The following is a 21,549-nucleotide window of genomic DNA, read 5'->3' as shown; positions in this document are numbered from 1 at the left end:
AAAAAAGCTCCGGAGATGCTGCGGGCCCCCTCGTAGGTGGCGTCGGCGCAGAGGCTGACGATCCCCAGCAAAACAATGAAGCGCCAAGGGGAATCGGGCATAACCAGCTCCTGAGGATGGGAAATCCAATTGGGGATTGGGACTAGGGTTGGTGCTGAGGAGCGTGATGGAATACTTGGACGCTGTGGCAAGTAACTAGACCGTCGCGCACCAGATTTTTAACATCCGGCAGAAAGGCTTTAATTTTCTCCGGCGTGTCGATAAACGTTACCAAAATAGGCAGATCTGTGGAAAGTTCGAGAAGGTTGCTGCTGCGAATGTGGCTGTTGCGGCCAAAACCGGCAATGGCTCTCACCACCGTACCTCCCGCCATGCCCCGCCGACGGGCCAGCTCCAGCAGAGCCAGGTAGAGAGGCTTATTTTGCCAGTGATCCGACTCGCCAATGTAGATATCTAACTTGTAGACTTCGGGTTCATTGTCTAGCATGCTTGGAGCTCTCTTTTCCGCTTAAATTTTTTAAATCCTTGTTGCTATCGCCACAGTCTCGCCAACAGGATCCCAAGTTCCATCGCCAGAGCTCCTAATAAACAGGAGCCAAACCAATAGACAAAACCAGTTACAAAGCGATGCTGCTGCCAGAGGTTAAAGGTATCCAACTCATAGGTGGAAAAGGTGGTGTAGGAACCCAAAAAGCCAACTCCAAACAGCAGGCGAAATTCCGGTGAGATCTCGGGTCGCTTCATGGCCAGGGTGGCAAACCAGCCCATAACAAAACAGCCCGACAGGTTGATGATCAAAGTTCCGTAGGGAAAACTGGGGCCAAATCGCTCCGCAAACCAGACAGAGAGATAGTAGCGGCTCAGGGATCCACCAATGGCCCCCAAAGCCACCGCCAAAGGAACTCTCAAAAGCGGAGAGGCTAACTCCTGACTTAGGTAAGTCCACACCGATTGCAGACTCATCACATCTCCTCGGCTAGGCTGACAAAACAATTCCAAAAGGACGAGCCCTCAACCTTGGTTCGCTCCTACGATGGCATTTCTTGTTTTTCCGAACTCCTCTTCTTCTACCAAAATCACCGGAATGGAGCTGGTCTCCAACACTGCTTGGGAAGTGGATCCCACCAACACTTGCTCCCAACCGCGGTGGCCCCGCTTGCCCATGACTATGTCGGTAACCTGCCGCTCCTGGGCCACATCCACGATGGTCTCCGCCAGGGGGCCAGAAGCCAGGCAAAATTCGTGGCGAATATCCGCCAAAAGACGCTGGGCAAGCTGCCGCAACGCTTCCACCCCCTTCCCCTGGGGCTCATCGGTAACATGGAGCACAATCACTTCCCCATCCACCCGCCGCGCCAGATCCGCTGCCTTGCGCAGCACCGCCTCAGCCAAGGGAGAGGTATCCACAGCGGCCAAGAAGCTCACCTTACCCTGGCTGCCCACCTTGGTGGGATCCACCTCTCCCTTTTCCAATAGGCGAGGGGCAAAAACCTGGGTTAGCCAAGCTCCCAGGGGAGCTGTGGTCAAAATCGACAGGGCCGCTAGGGCGAGGATTGTCTCCCCGCCGGGGATCCCCTGGGCTAAGGGGATGCCGCCGATGGCCGCCTGCACCGTGGCTTTGGCCATGTTGCCCGGCAGCAAAAAGAGCCGCTCCCGCCAGTTCCAGTTGCTCCCCAGGGTGGAAAGCCACCAGCCCAGGCCTCGGCCCAACAGCAGGCTCAGGGTCAAAAGCAGCAAACCGGGCAAGAGCAGGGATCCCAGTACCTGCAGATCCAAAGAGGCCCCCAGCAGGACAAACAGCACGATCTCCGCCACCGTCCAGAGGGCGTCGAACCCAAGCCGCAGCCGCCGCGCCAGCGGCCCATCCAGTTGGACGAGGAAAAACCCTAGGGCCATCACCGCCAGGTAGCCGGAAAAATAGGGCCACACCTGCGACGCCAGCACCAAGCCCAGCGCCAGGCAGGCCGCCAGCAGCACCTCTTGCGTGCTGTTGCGAGTCCAGTTCTGCTGTACCAAGAGGGCCACCAAAACCCGCGCCCCCAGGTAGCCCACCGCCACCCCCAGCAGGATCTCCATCCCCACCTGGAACGGCAGCCACTGCAGGCGAAGGCTCTGGGCAGATCCCTGCCCCAAAAAGCTCAGCAACAGGCTAAAGCCCAGCAACAGCAGCACATCGGAAAGGGCGCTGCCGGTCAAAATGGCGTCCGGGATCCCTTTGGTCACCCCCCAGCCCAGGCTCTTGAGGCGCAGCATCCCTGGCACAATCACCGCCGGCGACTCCGCCCCGAGCACGCAGCCCAAAAGCAGCCCCGTCCCCCAGTCCAGCCCCAGGATCCAGCGGCTCAAGAGCGCCACTGCCACCGCCTCACAGGCTGCCGGCAAAAACCCCAGCCGCAGGGCCACGGATCCCTGCTGGGCCAGCTTTTCCCAATCCAGCCCCAGGCCCGCCCTCATGAGGATGATCGTGACGGCCACTAGGCGCAGATCCCCGGCTGCCGCCAACAGCTCTGGGGACAAGACCTCTTGCAACAGGATCCCGACCAGAATCATCCCCACTAGTGGCGGCATCCCCAGCCGGCCCCCAATCTGGCCGACAAAAAAGCCCATCCCTAAGATCCACAGCCAACTGCCCAGCATCAACAAAACCTCTCTCTTTGCCGTCCGGATGGTGAAGGGCAGCCCAGAGGGAAGTAGAGCCTTGGGGGCTGTGGGGTGGTAACCCAAGATCAAAGACTCCCACCCCCTGGATCTGCCCAGAAGAGTAGGAGTCATCAGCCTCAGCCTTGGATTTAGAGAATTCTTAGAACCTGCCTGAGGCGGTTACGGTGAACCCCATCACCGGTTGCCGGAGCAAGCTGACCGACAACTCACTCACGTTGACCCATAGGGTATCACGCCTTGTCTTCCACCACAACCAAGCGATAGGAGTGATGGGGACGGCCAATGGAGCCATAGAAATCGCTGCAGACATTGTGGGTAAAGCGATCGCTGAGGCCGCGGGTAACCTGCTGCACCACCTGGCTGCCCACTCTCTGAACCAACTTGCGCGGCAGAACTTGCAAAAACTTGGGCAAATGCAGCCGGATATCGAGATGAAGATCCCAGTGGACGCGGGTAGTGGCAGGGGATCCCGGTAGCTCCTCCAGCCGGAAACTGGCCTGGCAATCTACCCGATAGGGCAGGGCGGCCTCCCCCGGCAGCTCAGTCGAAGTCAGCCGAAACAGGTAATCTTCCTCCGGCCAGATCTTCACCCCAAAGCAGGGCTCCAGCTCAAACCCCAGCCCACCCATGCGGAAAAACTGCAGCTTGTAGGTGTCGGCAGAGAGGGGCTCCACCTGCAATGGCCGGAAGCAGCGCTGGATCCACTGGCCATGGCCGCGCAGGTAACGGGCCAAAGTCTCCCAATCGGTCTCCAGATCCACTTGGCCCCGTCGCCCAGCCTGCACATCCAAGTGAACCTTGGCTGTCGGTTGATCTAAAGATGGGGGGTGATCCATCTCCGCCAAAAGCGGCTCCCCCTTCTCGGACAGAGCCCCTTCACCGAGGGGAACGACGGGCTTGGAGTTGGCGATAGACATCCCGAATATCCACCTGATAGTGAGCAAGAGCCACGAGGCAGTGGTACCAGAGATCCGCCACCTCGCGGGCCAGGGCGGTCTTGTCCCCCTCTTTTGCCGCCATCACCACTTCAGCCGTCTCCTCGCCGAGTTTTTTCAGGATGGCGTTGTCTCCCTTGGCCAGCAGGCTGCTGGTGTAGGAATCGGGACGGGGATCCGCCTGGCGGGCCTTGATCACGGCAAACACCTGCGACAGGGTATCGGCGGCCGGGATGGGATCCCCTTCCTTCTCTGGGAGGGTGCGGAAGAAGCAGCTCCGCGCTCCTGTGTGGCAGGCCGCATCTCCCACCTGCTCCGCCAAAATGACCAGCGCGTCGCTGTCGCAGTCGTAGCGGATTTGTTTGACCCACTGCACATGGCCAGAAGTTTCCCCCTTGGGCCAGAGCGACTGGCGGGAGCGGCTCCAGAACCAGGTGCGGCCTGTCTCCAGCGTTTTCTGCAGCGATTCCCGGTTCATCCAGGCCATCATCAGCACCGTCCCGTCCAGGTAGTCCTGCACAATGGCCGGGATCAAACCCTGTTCGTTGTAGCGGAGGCTGTCCAGATGAGCGATCCCCTCCGGCAGAAGAGCGCGGGGCGGATCCGCTGAAGGAATGGAGTCCGAGGCAGCAACCATAGAGGGCAGGAATCCAAAGAGAGCATAAAAAGCAAGATAGCAAAGCCAGCTCTCCCCAGGGTACCTCCTCCTGCCCAGCCCGGCTTTTGTTGCCGCTAGGGGGATCTTAATCTGGGCTTAACCTGGTTTTAGTTGTGACTTAAAGTCAAGCTGCTAAGTTTGATACCGGGCTTTCACGCGCCGAGGGAGAGCAATGCGCATCCGGGTAGAAAACCTCTGGGTCACCTTTAAAAACAAAGTTGCCCTAAGAGGGGTTTGCCTCGACTTGTTTGGCGATGGAGCCCAGGTTGTGGCCCTGATTGGCCCCTCTGGCGCTGGGAAGTCCACCCTCCTTAAGCTCCTGAAGGGAATGGTTAGGCCCAGCGTTGGAAAAGTCTGGGTTGGCTCTTTCCCCCTCCACGAAGGCGGAGGAGAGGGGCTGCAGCAGGTGCGCAAGCGCACGGGCATGATCTACCAGACTTTTCAGCTCATTGGCCGCCTGACTGTCTTGGAGAACGTCCTGATTGGGCGCCTGCCCCACCTGAATCTTACCCAGGGCTTGCTGCGGCAGTTCTCGGAGCAAGATCTGGCCCAAGCAGAAAGGCTACTGGAGGAGGTGGGGCTTCTCGAGCACGCCTGGCAGAGGGCCGATGCTCTTTCGGGGGGACAGCAGCAGCGGGTGGGCATTGCTCGCGCCTTGATCCAAGAGCCGGCGCTGATCCTGGCAGATGAACCCATCTCGGCTTTGGATCCCAAAAATGCGCAGGTGATCATGGATTTACTGCTGGGAATGGTTTGTCGGCAAGGCATCCCGCTCCTAGTGACCCTGCATCACCTGGAGATGGTGCGCCATTACGCCAACCGAGTTGTTGCCTTCAAGGATGGGCAGGTTTTCTTTGATGGGCCAGTCTCGGCTCTCACCCCTGAAAAAGAGAAGGATCTCTACTTCGGGGAGGAGGAAGCCTCTCAAACCCTCGGAGGGTTGCCCTCAGCCTTGACGGCTTGAGGACAGGTAAGCTCAAACTCAACTTCAATCAATTTCAATTTCAAGTCAGCTGCAGAGGAGAATACTCATGCGGAGAAGGAAGGTTTTGGCTCTAGCGGCTTTCCTATTGGGCTTTGCCAGTTGGGTGCCGGTGTTGGCGCAGAAGCAGAACTGGCCCAAGGAGCTGGTCATTGCTGAAGTGCCGGTGGAGAGTGCTGCTGATTACGAAGCCCGCTATGCGCCTTTCCTGAACTACCTCAAAGAGAGATTGGGGATCCCGGTGCGTTTGTTCGTGGCTGGTGACTACACGGCTGTGATGCTCTCCCAGGCGGAAGGGAAGACCCACGTTGCTTTTTATGGGCCCGCCTCTTACGTCGATGCGATTGAAAAAGCCAATGCCCCCATCGAAGCCTTTGTGAAGGAAGATTCTGTTCGCTCGGGCACTGTTTACCACTCTCTGATGATTTCCAAGAAGGGCAGTGGCATTACAACTCTAGAAGCTGCCAAGGGCAAAGATTTTGCTTTCGTTGACCCGGAGAGCACTTCTGGTTTCAAGGTGCCCATGGCTTACTTCTGTCTAGAGGCCAAGATCAAGCCCAAGGAGTACTTTAAACAAGTTGCCTTTGCCGGCAACCATGAGTCGGTTATCCTGGGAGTCTCTCAGGGAACCATTCCCGTGGGGGTGACTTGGGATACCGGGATCAGCATTGCCACCAAGAAGGGCCAAATTAAGGGTTTGGAAGATTTTGAGGTGATCTGGAAGTCCGATCCGATCCCTTCCTCTCCCTGGGCCTACCGCAAAGACCTGCCGGAAGACCTCAAAGAAGCCATCCGCACGGCCTACCTAGAGTACGAGAACACACCGGAAGGCAAGCAATGGCTAGAAGCTCGCGGTCTCAAGGGTTTTGAGCCGGCCAGCGACAAAGATTATGATCCCTTCCGCAAGGTTAACAATGCTCTTAAGCAACCTGAGTGCCAACTCTAAGAAACTGCCCCCCTTACCGGCAGAGCTCAAACGGAGAGATCGCCTCGGTGTTCTCCTAGTCGGGATGATCCTTCTGGCTCTCCTGCTGACGGCAGGGCCGGCTGAGATCTCACCAGTCAAGTTGCTGGCTGGGTTGGGGAGGAGTGCTGCCTTTGTCGCTCGCTTCTTTCCGCCCAGCCTGCACTTTCTGCCAGCTTTTCTTTACTCTTTGCTCCAGACCCTGATCATGGCTTTCTGGGGCACTTTTCTGGCCACCTTCTTTGTGCTTCCCTTGGCCTTCCTGGGATCCAAGAATGTCATCCGCTCTCCTGTGGTCTATCTGGCTGTCCGCGGGCTGATGGATATCCTCAGGGGACTCAACGAGCTGGTTTTGGCCCTGGTTTTTGTGGCTGCCATTGGCTTGGGGCCTCTCCCAGGGATCATGGCGTTGACGCTGCACACGGCTGGAGTGGCAGGCAAGTTGCTCTCCGAGGCCATTGAGACGGTGGATATGGGGCAGGTGGAGGCCGTGAGGGCTACGGGCTCCCATCCTCTGCTGGTTCTTGTCTATGGCTTTTGGCCGCAGGTGGCCCCAGCTTTCTACTCGGTGACGCTCTACCTGTTTGAGGTCAATGTGCGCTCGGCAACAGTCTTGGGCTTGGTGGGAGCTGGTGGCATCGGCTTCGATCTGATGCAGACGGTGCGGGCCTTCCGCTTTCAGGACGCCGCCACCATCATTTTGCTCATCCTGCTAACCGTGTTTACAATCGACAAGGTCTCGGCGCGAATTCGCCAATCCCTGGTATAGGAGGTGAGGGTGCAGGCTCTTGAAATCCTGGAGCTGCTGCAGGAGGCTCCCGAAAAGACAGTTGTGGCTCTGGCGCGGGAGGTACGGCCCGCTCTGGGAGCTAGCCAGAAGCTGAAGGAAGGAGCGGGCCTGCTGTTGCTCCCCTTCCAGGACTCGCGCAGCGGTACGCCGTTTTATCTGGGAGAAGTCTTGGTTTACGAGGTTTGGCTGCGCTTCCCCCGAAAGGGAGTGGAAGGCTATGGAATAGTGCTGGGGGAACGGCCGCGCCTGGCCCGCTCCCTGGCTTACCTGGATGCCGCGTTGCAGGCGGGGATTGCTGAAGATCGGATCCAGGCCTTGGCCCTGGAAGCTCAGGAACATCTCCAGGAGAAGGATGAGCGCCTCTGGCGCAAGGTGGCCACCACGCGCTTGGAGGTGGAGACGCTATGAGCGTGCCCATGCCCGCAGCCGAACGGCAAAGCCAACAGGTCTTCCGAACCTTGGTGATGGCGCTGAGCTACCCTGGCCGGCTTTGGCGCTTGCCAGCTCACTCGCTGCGCCAAGCCTTCCGCCTCATTGCGATTACCCTGGTGGATGGGAATGTGGGGGTTTGGGCGCCAGACTGGCTGCTCTTAGATCTGCGCGGTCAGGCTCCCCGGCCTGTGGCCTTGGAGGCGGCGGACTTCGTCTTTGCCGAGCGGCTGGCGGATTTGCCTGCCGGTTGGGAAACCCTCTCGCTTCTCAAGAGGGGCACCTACCTGGAGCCGGAGAGCGGGGCAACTCTCATCCTGGGAACTGGCTGGGGCCAGGGATCCCCTCTTGTCTTCAAGGGCCCCGGCATTGCTGGGGAGGTGTGCTTGGCTGTGGATTTGCCCCCTGCTTTTTGGCGGCTGCGCTCCCAGATCTCGGCCTACCCTTTGGGAGTGGACATCTTGCTTACCGACGGGCAGCATGTAGTAGGCATACCGCGAAGTGTGGAGGTGGGTTGATGGGCTACGTGGTGGCGCGGGGCAGTCAGGAGGCCATTCTCAATGCCGAAGCCCTTTTTCGCGAATTGTTGCCGAGGGGGGCAGGTCAGTCGAGTAAGGGCCTGGCCAGCTACTTGCCCTATCTTTTGGATCAGGTGATGGCGGAAGCTGGCCTCTGGGCTCCAGAGCTGGCTGCTGAGGCCTTGGCCCAGACAGGGGGCGATCTCTACGAAGCGCTGCTGCTTTTGCGAGCTCATCGAACTACCCTTCCTCGCCTGGGCAAAGCGCAGCTTCAGAAAAAAGAAGATTTGCTCCTGGTGCGACGGCTTTCTTCAGCCTTCAAGAGCATTCCCGGCGGCCAAGTCCTCGGCCCCACCCTCGACTACAGCCTGCGTCTGCTGGGTTTTTCCGGAACCCAAGGGGTGGAGCCAGAGACCACGGCTGCTCCCCAGCGCTACCCTTCGGTGCGAACCTGGCTAAAAGAGCAAGGCCTGCTGGAAGAAGATCCAGTGGCAGAGAAAGACTTAGAGGAAGAGATCCCGGATCTAACGCGGCAGCCGCTGCTGTTTCCGGCGCCAAGAGCCCATCGCCTGCAAGCTTTGGCGCGAGGGGACACCGGAGGACTCCTGGCCCTCGCCTACAGCGCCATGCGGGCCTACAACGTCCACACCCACCCAACAGTGGCGGAGTTGGGGGTGGGCTATCTCGAGGTGCGGGCTATCCACCCGGTGCGGGGAGGCAGCTTTCGCCTGGGGCGGATCCGCTTGGCCTTTGCAGAAGTCGTCGGGCATGGGGAGAAGGGATACCGCTTAGGCTTTGCTGCCAGCTTGGGCTGGAACGAGGGGCGGGTTATCGCGGGCGCAATGTTGGATTTGGAGATGGATCGCCCCACCCATCCGGCCCGCAGCGAGGAGTTTGTTCTGGTACACACGGATCCCGTGGAGGCTTCGGGCTTTGCCCTGCACTACAAACTGCCTCACTATGTAACGTTCTTCAGCAATTGGATGAGCCATCAGGAGGCTGCTCTTGAACCCTAAGCACAGCTACGCCTACTTGGATCCTGAAGCCAAGCGAGAAATTCGGCGCAAGGTTCTCAAGGCTTTGGCCATACCGGCATATCAAGTTCCCTTTGCCAGCCGAGAGATGCCCCTGGCCCGCGGCTGGGGCACGGGCGGCCTGCAGCTTACTCTCAGCCTCGTGGGGCCGGAAGATGTGGTGAAGGTCATCGACCAAGGAGCGGATGACTCGGTTAATGCTGCCAACTTGCGCCGCTTCATTGCCCACGTCAGCGGAGCTCGAACCACCACCGATGCTTTGGAAGCAACCCTCATCCAAAGCCGTCACCGCATCCCGGAGGAGCGACTGCAAGAAGGACAAATCTTGATCCTGCAAGTCCCGATCCCTGAACCCCTGCGCTACGTGGAGCCTTCCGATGCCAAGGCGCGGGAGCTGCATGCCCTGGGGGACTACAGCCTGCTTTGGGTGGACCTGTTTGAAGAACACTTGCACTACGGCCACAGCCGCAAGGGAGCAGCCTATCCCGTTCTGGTGCACGGCCGCTATGTGATGGATCCCAGTCCCCTGCCCCGCTGGGATCTGCCCAAGCTGCACCAGGCAGCCCACATCACGCTCTTTGGCGCCGGTCGGGAAAAGCGGATCTACGCTGTCCCCCCTTACACGCAGGTAGAACCTCTGGCCTTTGTGGATCGACCCTTCCAGCCGGAACCCATTGTGGGATCCTGCCGCCGCACGGGTTGCCGCCACGTCTTTCTCAACGCCATTCCCCAGGAGGATGGCAGCTTGGCCTACGAGATCTCCGACCAGGGCTATATGGAAAAACTCCTAGCTGGCAAAGAAAGTGGGCCTTTATTTGGGGAGAAGCAGCATGGTTGAAGAAAGGCCTTTGCTGGAACTGGTCAAGGTTTGGAAAGCCTACGGGGATCGCTGGGCCCTCAAGAACGTCAGCCTCAAGCTCTATCCCCAGGAGGTGCTGGGGGTGGTGGGGGCTTCTGGCAGCGGCAAGAGCACCCTTTTGAGAATTCTCTATCTCCAGGAGATGGCGCAAGGGGAATACTGGCTCAACATCCCCGGCTGGGAGGGGTGTAATCTGCTGTCGCTTTCTCCCTACGAGCGACCTGCGGCGCGGCGCCACTTGGCCATGGTTTATCAAGAAGCTGCCCAGGCCCTGCGCATGGGCTTTGCCGCCCTAACCAATGTTGCTGAGCCCCTTGTGCTCAAGGGGGAACGACGATTTGGGGTTTTGCAAAAGGAAGCGCAGGCAGCTTTGGAGAGGGCAGACTTCCCCCTGGAGCGGGCTGGGGATCCGCCTACTTTCCTTTCGGGAGGGGAGCGGCAGCGGGTGCAGATTGCCAAAGCCTTGGCTCAAGAGCCAACGGCCATCCTCTTGGACGAGCCAACGACTGGCTTAGATTTGCTGGTGCAGGCAACCTTCTTGGACACCCTACGCCGCCTCAAGCGGCAGTTGGGGATGAGTCTGATTTTGGTTAGCCACGATCTCTCGGTGGTACGGGCATTGGCGGATCGCATTGTGGTTTTGCACCAGGGAGAGGTGGTAGAAGAAGGCCTCGCCGACCAGGTGCTGGAGGATCCCCGCCACCCCTTTACTCAGGATTTGGTTGCCGCAAGGCTGTAGAGAGATGCTGCAAGTTATCGATTTGGAAAAGCGGTTTTTCCTGCACCGGCTGGGACGGGAGGTTCTGGCTTTCAGACAGGTGAGCTTCTCCCTACAAGCAGGGGAGTTGCTGCTCCTAGAGGGCCCCAATGGCGCCGGCAAGTCTTCCCTGTTGCGGACGCTCTATCGCAGCTACTGTCCCACAGGGGGGCAGATCCTTCTGCAGACTCCTCGCGGAAGGGTGGATCTGGCGCGTTTGGGGGATCGCGAGATCTTGTGGATCCGGCGGGAGCACATCGGCTATGTCAGCCAGTTTCTGGATCCCCGACCCCGCACCACCGCCCTGGAGCTGGTGGCGGAGCCGCTGCTGTGGCGAGGTGTAGAAGAAAGCCGAGCACGGCAGCGGGCGGCAGAGCTGCTCCTAGAGCTGAACCTGAAGCCCGAGTTACTGGAGGCTTTCCCCACGGGTTTCTCTGGGGGCGAAAAACAAAAGCTCAACCTGGCCCGCTCGCTCATTCATCCCTATCCCTTGCTGCTGTTGGATGAGCCCACGGCCAGCTTGGATGCAGGGGCCAGGAAAGCTCTGCGGGAGCGCCTTCGCCTTCTGAAGCAGCAGGGAACTGCGCTTGTTGGCGTTTTCCACTCGCCAGAAGACGTGGCGGGCTTGGTGGACAAAACCTACCACCTGGAGGAGAAGCAAGATGTGGCTGTCCGGACTTAAGCTGGTTCTCCCTGACCAAGTGCTCCCGCTGGGATCCCTGCGGCTGGAGGGGGAGTGGATTGCCGAGATTCGAGAAGGGCAGGTGGACGAAGGAATCCCTTTACAGGGCTTAACCCTCGTCCCTGGCGTCATCGATCTCCACGCCGACAGTCTAGAGCCGGAGCTGGAGCCGCGGCCAGGGGTACAGTTGGCTGCCGAGATGGCCCTGGAGGTTTGGGAAAACCGAGCTCTGGCAGCAGGCATGACCACTGCTTTTGTCACCCTGTCCTTTTGGGAGGGCCTGCCCGGTTGGCGCAGCCCGGAGACCGCTTTGGCCCTGGCCGAGCAATTGGTTGCCCTGCGTTCCCATTTGTCGCTGGACTTGCGGATCCATGCCCGCTACGAAGTCTCTCGCCCCTTGGGAGCAGCAGCCGTTCGCCACGCCCTCAGCCAAGGTTGGGTGGATCTCCTTTCGTTTATGGATCACACGCCTGGCCAAGGCCAGTTCCCGACCCTAGAAGACTACGTTCGCTATATGGCCCGTCACCTGGGCCAGCAGCCTGAGGAGGTTGCCGCCAGCCTCAGGAACCCATCCCAGCTAGAAGTTCTCCCTGCCCTTGCCGAGCTGGCCCAGCAGGCAAAAGAGCGGGGAGTCACGCTGGCTTCCCATGACGACGATTCCTCTGACAAGGTTCAGTTGATGGCCAAGCTGGGCGTAAAGATTAGCGAGTTCCCGGTCACGCTGGAGGCCGCTGGCGAAGCCCAACAGTTGGGCTTGCTGGTGGTCATGGGGGCCCCCAACGCCCTTAGGGGATCCTCCCATGTGGGCAATCTCTCCGCCCTGCAAGCCCTGAAGGCGGGATCCCTAGGTGCTCTGGCCACCGACTACTCGCCGGCTACTGCGCTAAGAGCTGCCTTTGCCCTGGCGGAGAAGCAGGCTTTGGAGTTGCCCCAGGCCATAGCCTTGGTCAGCCGCAACCCCGCCCAGGCCGTTGGCCTCCAGGATCGGGGGGCTCTTTGTCCAGGGCTGAGGGCCGACCTGGTGATCTTGCGGGAGAAGCCCTTCCGGGTTATGGGCGTGTTTGTTGCCGGCAGACCTGTCTTTCTCCGCAATGGCCTAGGTTGGCAGGGAGGGCTGGATCCCCAAGGAGTTGGGTCCAGAGTCGAGGCCCCCTAACTCTACTCTAGAGCCGCTCTCGGCAGCAGCTTCCGGGTCGGCTTGTGCTCCAGAGGCCAAGTTGGCCGCTCCAGACGGGTATCCACCAACACAGAGGCCGGGGCGAGATTAACCCGCTCCAGCAGCCGTTGCAGCAGTTGAGCATCGATGGCGTCCCCGCCGCTGGATGGGGTTGCCGTTCCCGCCACCAGGGGAGTGGGGATCGCTTGCGGGGATCCCGTCTCGCCCAGCCCAGGTTCGGCCAACAGCAACTCTGCCACTGCCTGGGCCACCTCATTGCCATATACCCCATCAGGGCCAGAGGGGAGCAGATCCAGCCGTCCCTGCTGAGCGGCCAGGCGGCTTAAGCCCAGTTGCACCGCCACCACGGCCGGGCCCCGCTCCCCCCGCTTGAGGGTGCGCTGGCCGGCCAGAACGCTGTTCAGGTAGGCTTTGGCTGCATCTTGGTCGCTAGCCGGCAGAAGCTGCACCAGCCCTTCCACCCGATCGGTTGTGGAAGCGGCCCTTTCCTGCGGGCGGGGATCCTCCCTCCACAGACGGGTTAGGTCGTAGAGCAAAATGGCGTGGGGGACAGGGCGGCTGGGCTGGTTGGGGCCGGCATGGCCGGTGGCGAGGATCTCCCCTTGGTAGACCAGTGAGGTGCTGAAGCCAGAGTCCAGCAGCACCGCCTCACGGATCCCGATTTTGGGCAATAGGCTGGCCAGGATGGCGGCGTTGACGTGGGTTTTGGTAACCCCGATCACCACCTGATCCTGGTTGTCTACGCCAAAAAAGGCGCGGGGGCGAAACTCGGCGGCGCTGGAGAGGCGAAACGAGTCGATCTCCCTCGGAGAGAGGGCGCGGCCATCCTTAACCAGCCACAAGCCCGCCACAAACAGATCCGTGACATCCGGCATGAGCTGGCGAAGGTTGTCGAGCTGGGTCATGGTGTCGGGATCAAAGGGTACAAAGCGCAGCCGATCCCTGCCCAGCAGCACCAGGGGACGACCGCGCACCACCTTGTCGTCTTCGGGGCGACCGGGGATGAAAGTCTTGTGGTTGGCGGCCATCACCGGCCCCACCATGACGTTGCTGGCCGAGTTAATCCAAGGGATGGAGAAGAAGCTGCCGTTAATGCCGGCATCGGCCTGGTAGCGCTGGACTAGGGTTCTTACCTCGTAGCGCCGCTCCGCGTGCACTGTAGCTGCCCGTCCGCCGCGGATGGTTAGCACCCGCACCCTGTCGATCACCTCATCGGTCAGGGTCAAGGGTTGCGTTCCATCCAGCCAGTAGTCGGGGCTGCGGCCAAGGGTGAAGGTGCGGGCGCCGATAATGGCCTCGGTGAGGCGAAACTGGTTAAAGCGGCGCACCTCCAGCAAGTTGGGCGACTGTCCCGTAAAGCCGGGATCCATCGTAAAGGACATCCAGTAACCCGCCTCCGCCAGGTATTGCTTCACCCGCTCGTCCCGATTGCCTTCCGGATAGGCGAAGTAGTGGATGGGGTGGCCCAGCTCCTGCTCCAGCTTGGTCTTGCAGTCCAACACCTCTCGCCGCAGGCGGGCATCGTCCAGCAGCCGCAGGTCGGGGGGATGGTTGACGGTGTGGGCGGCAAAGTCAATCAGCCCGCTGGCATCCATCTCCCGCATCTGATCCCAGGTGAAGTGGTCTTTGCTGGTGGGCACGCCGACAAAGCCGGTCTGCACAAAATAGGTGGCAGGGTAGTTGTACTCCTTCAGCAGCGGGTAGGCGTTCTCGTACAGGCCCAGGTAAGCGTCGTCGAAGGTGAGCAGGATGGCTTTTTCCGGTAAGGGATCCCCGTCCCGCAGGTGTTTGTAGAGTTGGTCGATGTGGATGGGGGTCAGCCCCGCCTGCTTGATGGCCTCAAAGTGCTGCCGCAGCTCCGCCGCTGTGGTGTCAAACCAGACCTCTTTGCGGCCAGCCACCACATCGTGATACATGATGGCGGGCACGTAGGAGAGGCTGGCCAAGGGATCCAACGCAAAAGGATCCCGCTGCAGTTGCGGCTCTTGGGGGAGGGGCGGGCGCTGTTGGGCTGCCTTGGCCTGGGCGCGGGGGGCAGGGATCTCGGCCAGAGGCGGCAAGAGCGCCGGCAGGCGGCTGGCCCAGTTGGGATGAGCGGTTGCCCAGGCCACCAGGGCGCCGGTCCCAAATCCCAGCAGGATCACCAGCAAGTTTAGAAAGGGGAGCACCCTAGGTCGAGACTTTGCCGGCGCATGCCGAGAGGAATCGGAAAGGCTTTGTCGTGGAGTGGGCGAGGAGTACGGCTGGGATCCCCTTGTCGATCTGGAGCCTGAATTGCCTTGGGGTATCGACCCTCCCAAGCGCGTCGGATGCTGCCGAGACGTCATGACCTCCTCCCCACTCCCGATGGTGTTATCGGCGCTCAAGCGCAAGAGTTGAGCCCTTGCTGGAATGCCTTTTCCCACCCAAAGCCTACCCCCAGACAAGGGCAAAACCAACGCCAGACTACCACCCCTCTCTTCCGATTGGGGATACCCATGCAATCGCCGCCGGAAAAACAGCAGGGAGCGCCCGTCAAAGCCGCTTGGGCTGAAGGGGCCTGGATCGGCAGCCTTGGAGACAGACCCCAGAGGGGGAGCTGGGCCCTACTCAAGGTTGCTCAACAGATTGGACTCTGTAATGCTGACGATCTTGCCCCCCCTTTGGGTGATGCGCTTCACTTCTTGAGAAAGGCGGCTGAAGGGCACTTTGTACTCGACAACGCTCTTGCGCACGCCCCCTCCCACCAAACCGGACACTTTGAGGGTGAAAATCTTGTCGCTGTTGGGTAGGGACGAGGCCGCCGAGGGGGCGACCTGAGCGGCTGGGGCCGCTTCCGCCTGAGGTGCAGGAGCCGCGCTCTCCCGCTCCAAAAGCAGCCGCCAACTGCGGGGATAGGCGGGAGCCAAACGATAAACCACCTTGTAGGAGCCGGTTACATGGTCATCTTCTGACTCCACCCTCACCACTGTTCCCGCCGGGATATCCAGCTTAGCTCCCTTGGACATGACTTTAATTCCAGGCCAATTGGTGGGCACATCCGTCAGCAGCTCGACTTCAAAGGATTGATCCCCCAACAACAACTTGGCCATGTGAATAACTCCGTTTTGCTCGTTAGCAGGCGGTAGCCGAGGATCTGTGGCCGACCACGGCTTCACCGCTAGATATTTTACCGTTGCGGCTGCATCCCCTGAAGCTTTCCACCGGCATCTGTCATCGAAGGTGGGTTTGTTGTAGATTTGTTAAGGAGACTGGTTAAAAAGTTGTAGTTGTCCCAAAGGTGGAGGGATCCCTATGCTGAGTGTGGCTCTGCCCGATCTGTCGGCAACTTCGGATGAGTTGACGGCTGCCTTGCAGCCAGTGGCCCAGTTTTTTGCCGGCTTCAACCTGCCCCAGCCCATTGTGCAATGGGGACATCCTCTGATGATGGGCATTGTGGTGGTGGTCATGGGCAGCTTCGTCGGCCTGACCGGTTGGCGGGGGCGGGTCTTGCGCCTGGCAGCCGCCTCCACAACGCCAGAGGGATCCCTGCCGGAATCGGCCCAAAAGCCGCTCTTGGATCACCGCAAATTGGCTCCCTGGATGGCCACCTTCATTGCCTTGGGCTACACCGGCGGCCTTCTCTCCTTGGTCATGCAGGGCCAGCCCCTGCTGAGCAGCCCCCATTTTTGGACGGGATCCCTGGTGTTGCTGTTGTTGGCGGCCAATGGCGCTTTGTCTCTCAGCGGCTTTGGGGGCAACCGCGAGGCCCTGCGCACCACCCATGCCTATGTGGGCAGCTTCATCCTGTGTGTGCTACTGGTCCATGCCCTGCTTGGAGTCAAGCTGGGCTTGTCCTTGTAATCTACAGACCTTTGGGGAACTCAGACATCGTGATGCCTGTAAACCCCAGAGTGCTCCGGCCAAACTATGAGGCATAGTAGCCCGTAGCCTTTGGGCTTGTTCCCCCCCAAGCTCGTCAAGTCCTCACTCCCCTTGTTGCTCAAAAGAGAAGGGAAGACTGCGGCTTCCCTCGGTCGCGAAGTGGTGCTTAGCACTCACGCAAGTACGGTCAACCCCAAGGACTCCGTCCCGCTGACGCGGTCGGCACCCTTCGCCGGCCTGTCTACAATGAGTGACATCCTGCAACCCCAAGTTCAAGTTAAAGACTGGGTGGTGGGGAGCCGGTGCTTTTGCTATCCTGGCGCATAAGTTCACCTTTATGGCAGGGAAGGGTCGGCAAACTTTGCCTGACACCGAGTGACAGCACCAGCCGCTATGGGCAAGCTTGGAGGGAGGGTGTGACTTGATGTTTACTTGGCTCTGGACGAAACAATTTTCTCGCTTGAACCAAAGGCTACAAAGCTTGGAGGTAGCCCGCGAGGAAAACCTTCTGTCTCCCGATCTGAGTGCCCAAACTCTGCAGGTGGCCCCCGACTTCTGGGAACGGCAGCACCAGGCCTTTAGCTACGTGGATAAGCAGATGCGAAAGCTCAGCCGTCGCAGCAAGATCTGGGGGGGAATGGCGCTGCTGGCTGTTTTGGCCGATGCGGCTTTGGTGGTGGCAGGTCTGGCAGCGTTTCAGTCTTGGCAGCAGGTACAGGCTGACCGCCACTTAACCCGCATTGCCCACCAGGCTGCCGATCCTGTACAGCGAGCTTTTGATGATCTGGTGGCCCAACTGCCTCAGATGAGCGAGACAGAGCGATATCGTGCCCTAGAGGCGCTGCAGGCTCTCTCGGCCATCTCGATGGCGGGCAGCGGCTACTCCTATGGCAGCTCTTCAGGTATCTCTGTGTATAGCTCGGCTCCCACGGTTGCAGCAACTCCCCTGGAGGCCCAACTGCAAACCATCTACCAGCTGGGGCAAATGCGGGCGGTTGAGGCGGTGCCGGCTTTGCTGACCAAGCTTGCGGATGGAGAACCGGTGGTGCGGGAGGCAGCAGCCCGCGCCCTCGGCCAAATTGGGGATCCGCGCGCTCTGGATCCCTTACACGATCTGCTGGCCTACGAGCCCAACGAGTTGGTTCAGGATGCGGCCATTGCTGCGATTGCGCAACTGCTGCGCTGAAGAGCAGGTCAAGCACGCGCCGATTCGCTAGACCGGTCCCAGTGGGTGTTGAGGCACAGAGGATGAGAAGCGACAAGTTCAGCAGAGGGGCCAAGCTGGTGGGGATCCTGTGCTGGGTATGGGGATCCGCCTTGCCGGTTTGGGCCCAGGATCCGTTTCGCAGCGGGGCCAATGCCCGCCCCATCAGCCCGGAAGTGGCTGCGGCGTTTGAGGAGTTCTTCTGCGCGGGCCGCTACAGCCAGAGCCGGGAAAAGCTGGAAGTGGCCAAGAAGTCCTCTCCCGCAGAGCCGATGGTCTATGCCCTGCTGGCGGCGCTGGCCTACCAAGAGGGGGATCTGGATGCTTTTGCCCAGTTGGCCACCCAAACCCGCCAGGTGGCCGCCGAGCTGAAAAAGACGGATCCCTTGCGCGGCAACCTGTATGAGGGGGTGGGCTATGGGTTGGAGGCGGCCAACATCGTGGTGCGGGAGGGGGTGGTGCTCGGCTTGCCCAAGGCATTGCCCACCCTCAACCAATTGTTTGCGTCCATCCGGGCCGCCCAGGCTGTGGACAGCAGCGACCCTGAGTTGAATCTTCTCAACGGCTATATGGATTTGCTGCTGACCTACCGGGAGAAGGCGTTGGATCAATTTCGCCTGGCGGCGCCTGAGTATTTGTCCTACCGCGGCCAAGCTCTGGCCTATCGGGATATGCAGCGCTTTGACGAGGCCTTGGAGGCGGTGGATCGGGCCATTGCTGCTTCCTGCAACAACCCGGAGCTCTACTACCTCAAGGCGCAAATTTTGGTTGCCAAGGGGCAAGACCGGGAGGCTGTCCCCCTTTTCGATCAAGCTCTGCAGGCTTCTGCCCAGTTGCCTAAAGCTTTGGTGTCGCAAATCCAGATGGAACGGGATCGCGCCGCCCAGCGCAGCGGGTTGACCGGCCAGTTGCCTGCCACACCTACCCCTTGATAGATGCCTATGGGCTTGCGCATCAGCGGCAGACGGGCGCTCCAGACTCCCGCAGGTCTTGGCACTCGACCCACCCCTGGGCGGGTGAGGCAAGCCTTGTTCAACATCTTGCGAGGGCAGGTGGAAGGCTGTCGCTGGCTGGATCTCTGCTGTGGGGCCGGTACGGTGGGGGCAGAGGCCCTGTGCCAGGGGGCTGCTTTTGTGGCCGGGATCGAGATCGCCGCCTCTGCCTGTCGCCTTATCCAGGCCAACTGGACCAAGGTGGCCCAGCCGGGGCAAGCTTTTCAGGTGATCCAGGGAGATGCCCGCAAGCTGCTCAGCCGAGGGCTGGGTTTGGAGCCTTTTGATTACGTCTACTTTGCTCCTCCCTACGCGGCGGGTCTGTACGCCCCCCTGCTGCCGCTGATCCCGCCCTTGCTCAAGCCAGGCGGAACTTTGATCGTCGAGCATCGCAGCGGCCAGGAGCTACCCGACCAGATGGGATCCCTGCTGCGCTTTGACCAGCGGGCCTATGGGCAAACGGCGCTGGCTTTCTATCGCAAGCTGGAAGAGCAGCGCTAGGGGAAGGGAGTGCTGACAAAGCCAATTTCCAGAAGCTGCTGGTAGGCCTGGGTGCCCAGCTCCCGGGTTGGAGTCTGGCTCTTGATGACCTGGATCAACCAGCCCACGGCCTCCTCAGGACGTCCGGCAGCCCGATAGACCACGGCCAAATCGTAGGCAGCCTGATCCCGAGCCTGGGCAGCAACGCGGGCCAGCTCCCGCTGCTCTTCGGAGATGCGGTTTTGGATCCCGGCGAAGGCACGGGAGAGATCTTGGTGGTAGTTGGAGCGCTGGTTGTAGGCGTCGAACACCTGTTGCAGAAGCTGGATGGCCTGGTCGTAGTTTTGCGCTTGGATGGCGGCATCGGCTTCGGCGGCCAATTGTTCAGCTCGCAACACACTGAGGGCATTGCTGGGTTGCTCGAGAGCGCGAAACTGCTGCGGGTTGGGAACGAGCTGCTGTCCGGCGGGCAGCTCTTGAGCCGTGGCCCAGAGACTCGAGCCCGCGCCCAGGACAAGGCCGAGCAACAAGCCGAAAGCCAGCCGCGCCCAAGAACGGCGCAGAAGGTTGAGCCCCTGGGCAGCGGCCTCTTGGCGCCGACTTTGGCCGACAACAGCGGGACGTCGTCCGAACATTGGCAGGTAACCCTCAAAACCTCGTTGACCCGTTCCACTCTACCTCACTCTGCGTGGCTCTGCTGCAGCTCAGGGATCCCCTCAGCCAGGGGTTGCCGAGGAGGTGGCTGCGCAGCCTTGGCGGGAGTGGAACTGGGCAGGGATGGGGCGGGTTGAGCCTGAGAGGAGGTCTTTTCCGGCCTCAGCGGCAAGTTCATAATCAGCTCGTACATGCGCAGGTATTCCAGCGCCGAGCGATGCCAACTGAAATCGGTGGCCATGCCCCGCTTTTGCAGCGCCTGCCAGGTGTCTTTGTGCTGAAAGGCCTCCCAAGCCCGCGCCAAGCAGGTGTAGAAGTCCAGGGCTTCGTAGCGATCAAAGCAGTAGCCGGTGCCGGTTCCCTTGCTGGGAATATGATGGCTGACGGTATCCACCAGCCCCCCCGTACGGCGGACGATGGGTACACACCCATAACGCATGGCGATCATCTGGCTGATGCCACAGGGTTCAAAGCGGCTGGGCATCAAAAAGGCATCGGCTCCTCCGTAGATCAACTGGGCCAGTTGCGGCTGGTAACCCTGTTGATAGGCCATTCTGCCCGGGTGCCGCTCGGCCATCTCCCGGATCCGCCCCTCGTAGTAGGCTTCGCCGCTGCCCAGCAAGACAAATTGTGAATCGCTATAGGCCAAAAAGCGATCCAGGGTTTGGATGAGCAAGTCGATCCCTTTCTGTTCCACCAAACGGGCCACCATGCCCAGCAGGAATACGTCAGGGTTGACGGTCAAGCCCAGGCGGGCCTGTAACGCAGCTTTGTTCACCGCCCGACCGCTCAGATCATCAACGCTGAAGTTGGCCTCGAGAGCGGGATCGGTGCGGGGATCGAACTGCTCGGTGTCGATCCCATTCAGGATCCCCCGCAGGCGCTCCCCTTTCCAGGCCAGCAGATCCTGTAGGCCCTCTCCATGCAGAGGGGTGCGGATCTCCATCGCATAGGTGGGCGAAACCGTATTCACCTGGTCGGCATAGAGGATCCCGGCAGCCATGGTGTTGTGGGCGGAAAAATACCAGGGCAGCCAGGTCATGCGTTCCAGTTGCCAACGCCAAGGCCCTTGATAGGCCAGGTTGTGAATGGTGAAGACGGTGCCGATGTCAGGAGCCTGGTGCATCCAGGCCGGGATCATGCCGGTGTGCCAGTCGTGGCAGTGGATGATGTTGGGTTTCCAAGGGTAGTAGGTCCAGGCAAATTCGGCCACGGCGTTGGCAAAAAAAGTAAAGCGCCAGAACTCGTCCTCGCCGTAGTAAATGCGGTGGGGGGCAAAACAATAGTGGCTGACCAGGTAGAGGGGCACATCGGTGCCGGGCAAAACGCTTTCGTAAATATCGGCCACCTGGCCCATGACCTGTTTGGACCAGATGGGATCCTTGGAGCGGGGATATTGCTCCGGTTCCGGGCCGAACTTGTCCCAGAGAAACCCGTACAGGGGCATGATGATGCGCACATCCTGCCCCAGCTTGCGCAAAACGACGGGCAGGGATCCCACCACATCCGCCATGCCCCCCACCTTTGCCAGGGGTGCTGCCTCCGCCGCTGCAAACAAAATCCTGGCTTGCACCACAATGCCCTCCCTATCGCGATGACCTTTGTCTTGCTGAGGCGGACGGCTCCCGGCCCAGTTCCCTCGGCCAAAACCCTCCCCATCCTAAAACACAAGGGATCCCTATGCCGGCCAAGCCGGGGCAGAGCCTTATCCTGAGAAGGTGTTGCAATTTATTAATTTTTCGTAAGATAGAAGGACAGTGCCGCTCAGAAATACTATGAGCGCTGCTGCATTGCACTTTATTGGTTTCATCGGTTGTCTTTTTTCTGGAGAAGATCGTCCTATGACCATCGCAGTAGGGCGCGTACGCCAGGAGCGAGGATGGTTCGACATCGTCGATGACTGGCTCAAGCGCGACAGATTCGTGTTTAT

At 60.2% G+C, this 21,549-nt stretch carries 23 protein-coding genes and 1 riboswitch; of the genes, 14 read left to right on the top strand and 9 right to left on the bottom strand.

Annotated elements, in window-relative coordinates:
* Nucleotides 1–142: 142 nt before the first annotated feature.
* The 5 genes from NW862_RS11610 to hisIE all read right to left on the bottom strand — a co-directional run bounded on the left by NW862_RS11610 (nt 143) and on the right by hisIE (nt 4,233).
* Nucleotides 143–487 (bottom strand): DUF190 domain-containing protein, encoded by a 345-nt coding sequence (locus tag NW862_RS11610; protein ID WP_414348805.1) that lies wholly within the window; start codon nt 485–487, stop codon nt 143–145.
* Between the two features lie 44 nt (nt 488–531).
* Nucleotides 532–963, bottom strand: coding sequence for a fluoride efflux transporter CrcB (gene crcB, locus NW862_RS11605; protein ID WP_414348806.1), 432 nt, complete (start codon nt 961–963; stop codon nt 532–534).
* 48 nt (nt 964–1,011) lie between these two features.
* Complete coding sequence (locus tag NW862_RS11600; RefSeq protein ID WP_414427201.1) at nt 1,012–2,607, bottom strand: cation:proton antiporter; 1,596 nt, start codon at nt 2,605–2,607, stop codon at nt 1,012–1,014.
* Nucleotides 2,608–2,755: 148 nt separating this feature from the next.
* Nucleotides 2,756–2,849, bottom strand: a riboswitch (Fluoride riboswitch).
* 42 nt (nt 2,850–2,891) lie between these two features.
* The gene (locus NW862_RS11595) at nt 2,892–3,578 is read right to left on the bottom strand and encodes a DUF1997 domain-containing protein (RefSeq protein ID WP_414427200.1); all 687 of its coding nucleotides are present in this window, start codon (nt 3,576–3,578) and stop codon (nt 2,892–2,894) included.
* Nucleotides 3,538–4,233 (bottom strand): bifunctional phosphoribosyl-AMP cyclohydrolase/phosphoribosyl-ATP diphosphatase HisIE, encoded by a 696-nt coding sequence (gene hisIE / locus NW862_RS11590; protein WP_414427199.1) that lies wholly within the window; start codon nt 4,231–4,233, stop codon nt 3,538–3,540. The genes NW862_RS11595 and hisIE overlap by 41 nt, the downstream gene beginning before the upstream one ends.
* Before the next feature lie 193 nt (nt 4,234–4,426).
* Between hisIE and NW862_RS11585 the strand changes: the two genes are divergently transcribed.
* The 10 genes from NW862_RS11585 (at nt 4,427) to NW862_RS11540 (ending at nt 12,425) form a co-directional block, all read left to right on the top strand.
* On the top strand, nt 4,427–5,218 hold the full coding sequence (locus tag NW862_RS11585) for a phosphonate ABC transporter ATP-binding protein (protein ID WP_414334510.1): 792 nt from the start codon (nt 4,427–4,429) through the stop codon (nt 5,216–5,218).
* Between the two features lie 67 nt (nt 5,219–5,285).
* Nucleotides 5,286–6,182: a phosphonate ABC transporter substrate-binding protein gene (phnD, locus tag NW862_RS11580; RefSeq protein ID WP_414348735.1), complete on the top strand. Its 897-nt coding sequence runs from the start codon at nt 5,286–5,288 to the stop codon at nt 6,180–6,182.
* Nucleotides 6,127–6,969: a phosphonate ABC transporter, permease protein PhnE gene (gene phnE, locus NW862_RS11575; protein ID WP_414427198.1), complete on the top strand. Its 843-nt coding sequence runs from the start codon at nt 6,127–6,129 to the stop codon at nt 6,967–6,969. Before phnD ends, phnE begins: the two co-directional genes overlap by 56 nt.
* Before the next feature lie 9 nt (nt 6,970–6,978).
* Nucleotides 6,979–7,398 carry a phosphonate C-P lyase system protein PhnG gene (phnG, locus tag NW862_RS11570; RefSeq protein WP_414334505.1) on the top strand — a complete coding sequence of 140 codons (420 nt, stop codon included), beginning with the start codon at nt 6,979–6,981 and terminating at the stop codon, nt 7,396–7,398.
* Entirely contained in the window at nt 7,395–7,937 is a 543-nt protein-coding gene (phnH, locus tag NW862_RS11565; protein ID WP_414368420.1) for a phosphonate C-P lyase system protein PhnH, read from the top strand. The genes phnG and phnH overlap by 4 nt, the downstream gene beginning before the upstream one ends.
* Nucleotides 7,937–8,953, top strand: coding sequence for a carbon-phosphorus lyase complex subunit PhnI (locus NW862_RS11560; RefSeq protein WP_414334502.1), 1,017 nt, complete (start codon nt 7,937–7,939; stop codon nt 8,951–8,953). Before phnH ends, NW862_RS11560 begins: the two co-directional genes overlap by 1 nt.
* The gene (locus NW862_RS11555) at nt 8,943–9,809 is read left to right on the top strand and encodes an alpha-D-ribose 1-methylphosphonate 5-phosphate C-P-lyase PhnJ (RefSeq protein WP_414334500.1); all 867 of its coding nucleotides are present in this window, start codon (nt 8,943–8,945) and stop codon (nt 9,807–9,809) included. Before NW862_RS11560 ends, NW862_RS11555 begins: the two co-directional genes overlap by 11 nt.
* The gene (locus tag NW862_RS11550) at nt 9,802–10,569 is read left to right on the top strand and encodes an ATP-binding cassette domain-containing protein (RefSeq protein ID WP_414334499.1); all 768 of its coding nucleotides are present in this window, start codon (nt 9,802–9,804) and stop codon (nt 10,567–10,569) included. The genes NW862_RS11555 and NW862_RS11550 overlap by 8 nt, the downstream gene beginning before the upstream one ends.
* A gap of 4 nt (nt 10,570–10,573) precedes the next feature.
* Entirely contained in the window at nt 10,574–11,269 is a 696-nt protein-coding gene (locus NW862_RS11545; protein ID WP_414334497.1) for an ATP-binding cassette domain-containing protein, read from the top strand.
* Complete coding sequence (locus NW862_RS11540; protein ID WP_414427197.1) at nt 11,250–12,425, top strand: alpha-D-ribose 1-methylphosphonate 5-triphosphate diphosphatase; 1,176 nt, start codon at nt 11,250–11,252, stop codon at nt 12,423–12,425. Before NW862_RS11545 ends, NW862_RS11540 begins: the two co-directional genes overlap by 20 nt.
* Nucleotides 12,426–12,427: 2 nt before the next feature.
* On the opposite strand, the gene NW862_RS11535 is transcribed toward NW862_RS11540, so the two are convergent.
* Together NW862_RS11535 and NW862_RS11530 are read right to left on the bottom strand one after the other, a co-directional pair.
* Nucleotides 12,428–14,590, bottom strand: coding sequence for a polysaccharide deacetylase family protein (locus NW862_RS11535; RefSeq protein ID WP_414427202.1), 2,163 nt, complete (start codon nt 14,588–14,590; stop codon nt 12,428–12,430).
* Nucleotides 14,591–15,031: 441 nt separating this feature from the next.
* Nucleotides 15,032–15,517 (bottom strand): phycobilisome linker polypeptide, encoded by a 486-nt coding sequence (locus NW862_RS11530; RefSeq protein ID WP_414334493.1) that lies wholly within the window; start codon nt 15,515–15,517, stop codon nt 15,032–15,034.
* 202 nt (nt 15,518–15,719) lie between these two features.
* On the opposite strand from NW862_RS11530, the gene NW862_RS11525 reads away from it, so the two are divergent.
* From NW862_RS11525 to rsmD, 4 genes are all read left to right on the top strand, one after another.
* Nucleotides 15,720–16,268, top strand: coding sequence for a DUF4079 domain-containing protein (locus NW862_RS11525; RefSeq protein WP_414334492.1), 549 nt, complete (start codon nt 15,720–15,722; stop codon nt 16,266–16,268).
* 445 nt (nt 16,269–16,713) lie between these two features.
* Nucleotides 16,714–17,475, top strand: a complete 762-nt coding sequence (locus NW862_RS11520; protein WP_414334518.1) for a HEAT repeat domain-containing protein — start codon at nt 16,714–16,716, stop codon at nt 17,473–17,475.
* Between the two features lie 62 nt (nt 17,476–17,537).
* Nucleotides 17,538–18,425 carry a Sll0314/Alr1548 family TPR repeat-containing protein gene (locus tag NW862_RS11515; RefSeq protein ID WP_414348741.1) on the top strand — a complete coding sequence of 296 codons (888 nt, stop codon included), beginning with the start codon at nt 17,538–17,540 and terminating at the stop codon, nt 18,423–18,425.
* Nucleotides 18,426–18,434: 9 nt separating this feature from the next.
* On the top strand, nt 18,435–18,986 hold the full coding sequence (gene rsmD, locus NW862_RS11510) for a 16S rRNA (guanine(966)-N(2))-methyltransferase RsmD (RefSeq protein WP_414334488.1): 552 nt from the start codon (nt 18,435–18,437) through the stop codon (nt 18,984–18,986).
* Here rsmD and NW862_RS11505 read toward each other — a convergent pair.
* Complete coding sequence (locus NW862_RS11505; protein WP_414334486.1) at nt 18,983–19,600, bottom strand: hypothetical protein; 618 nt, start codon at nt 19,598–19,600, stop codon at nt 18,983–18,985. The genes rsmD and NW862_RS11505 overlap by 4 nt on opposite strands.
* A gap of 44 nt (nt 19,601–19,644) precedes the next feature.
* Nucleotides 19,645–21,195 carry a glycogen synthase GlgA gene (gene glgA / locus NW862_RS11500; RefSeq protein ID WP_414336905.1) on the bottom strand — a complete coding sequence of 517 codons (1,551 nt, stop codon included), beginning with the start codon at nt 21,193–21,195 and terminating at the stop codon, nt 19,645–19,647.
* Between the last annotated feature and the right edge of the window lie 354 nt (nt 21,196–21,549).

The organism is Synechococcus sp. H55.8 (assembly GCF_047462375.1).
Classification (GTDB): Bacteria; Cyanobacteriota; Cyanobacteriia; order Thermostichales; family Thermostichaceae; genus Thermostichus.
Note: the sequence above shows the minus strand (reverse complement) of the source record. Positions and strands in the feature narration are given on the sequence as shown.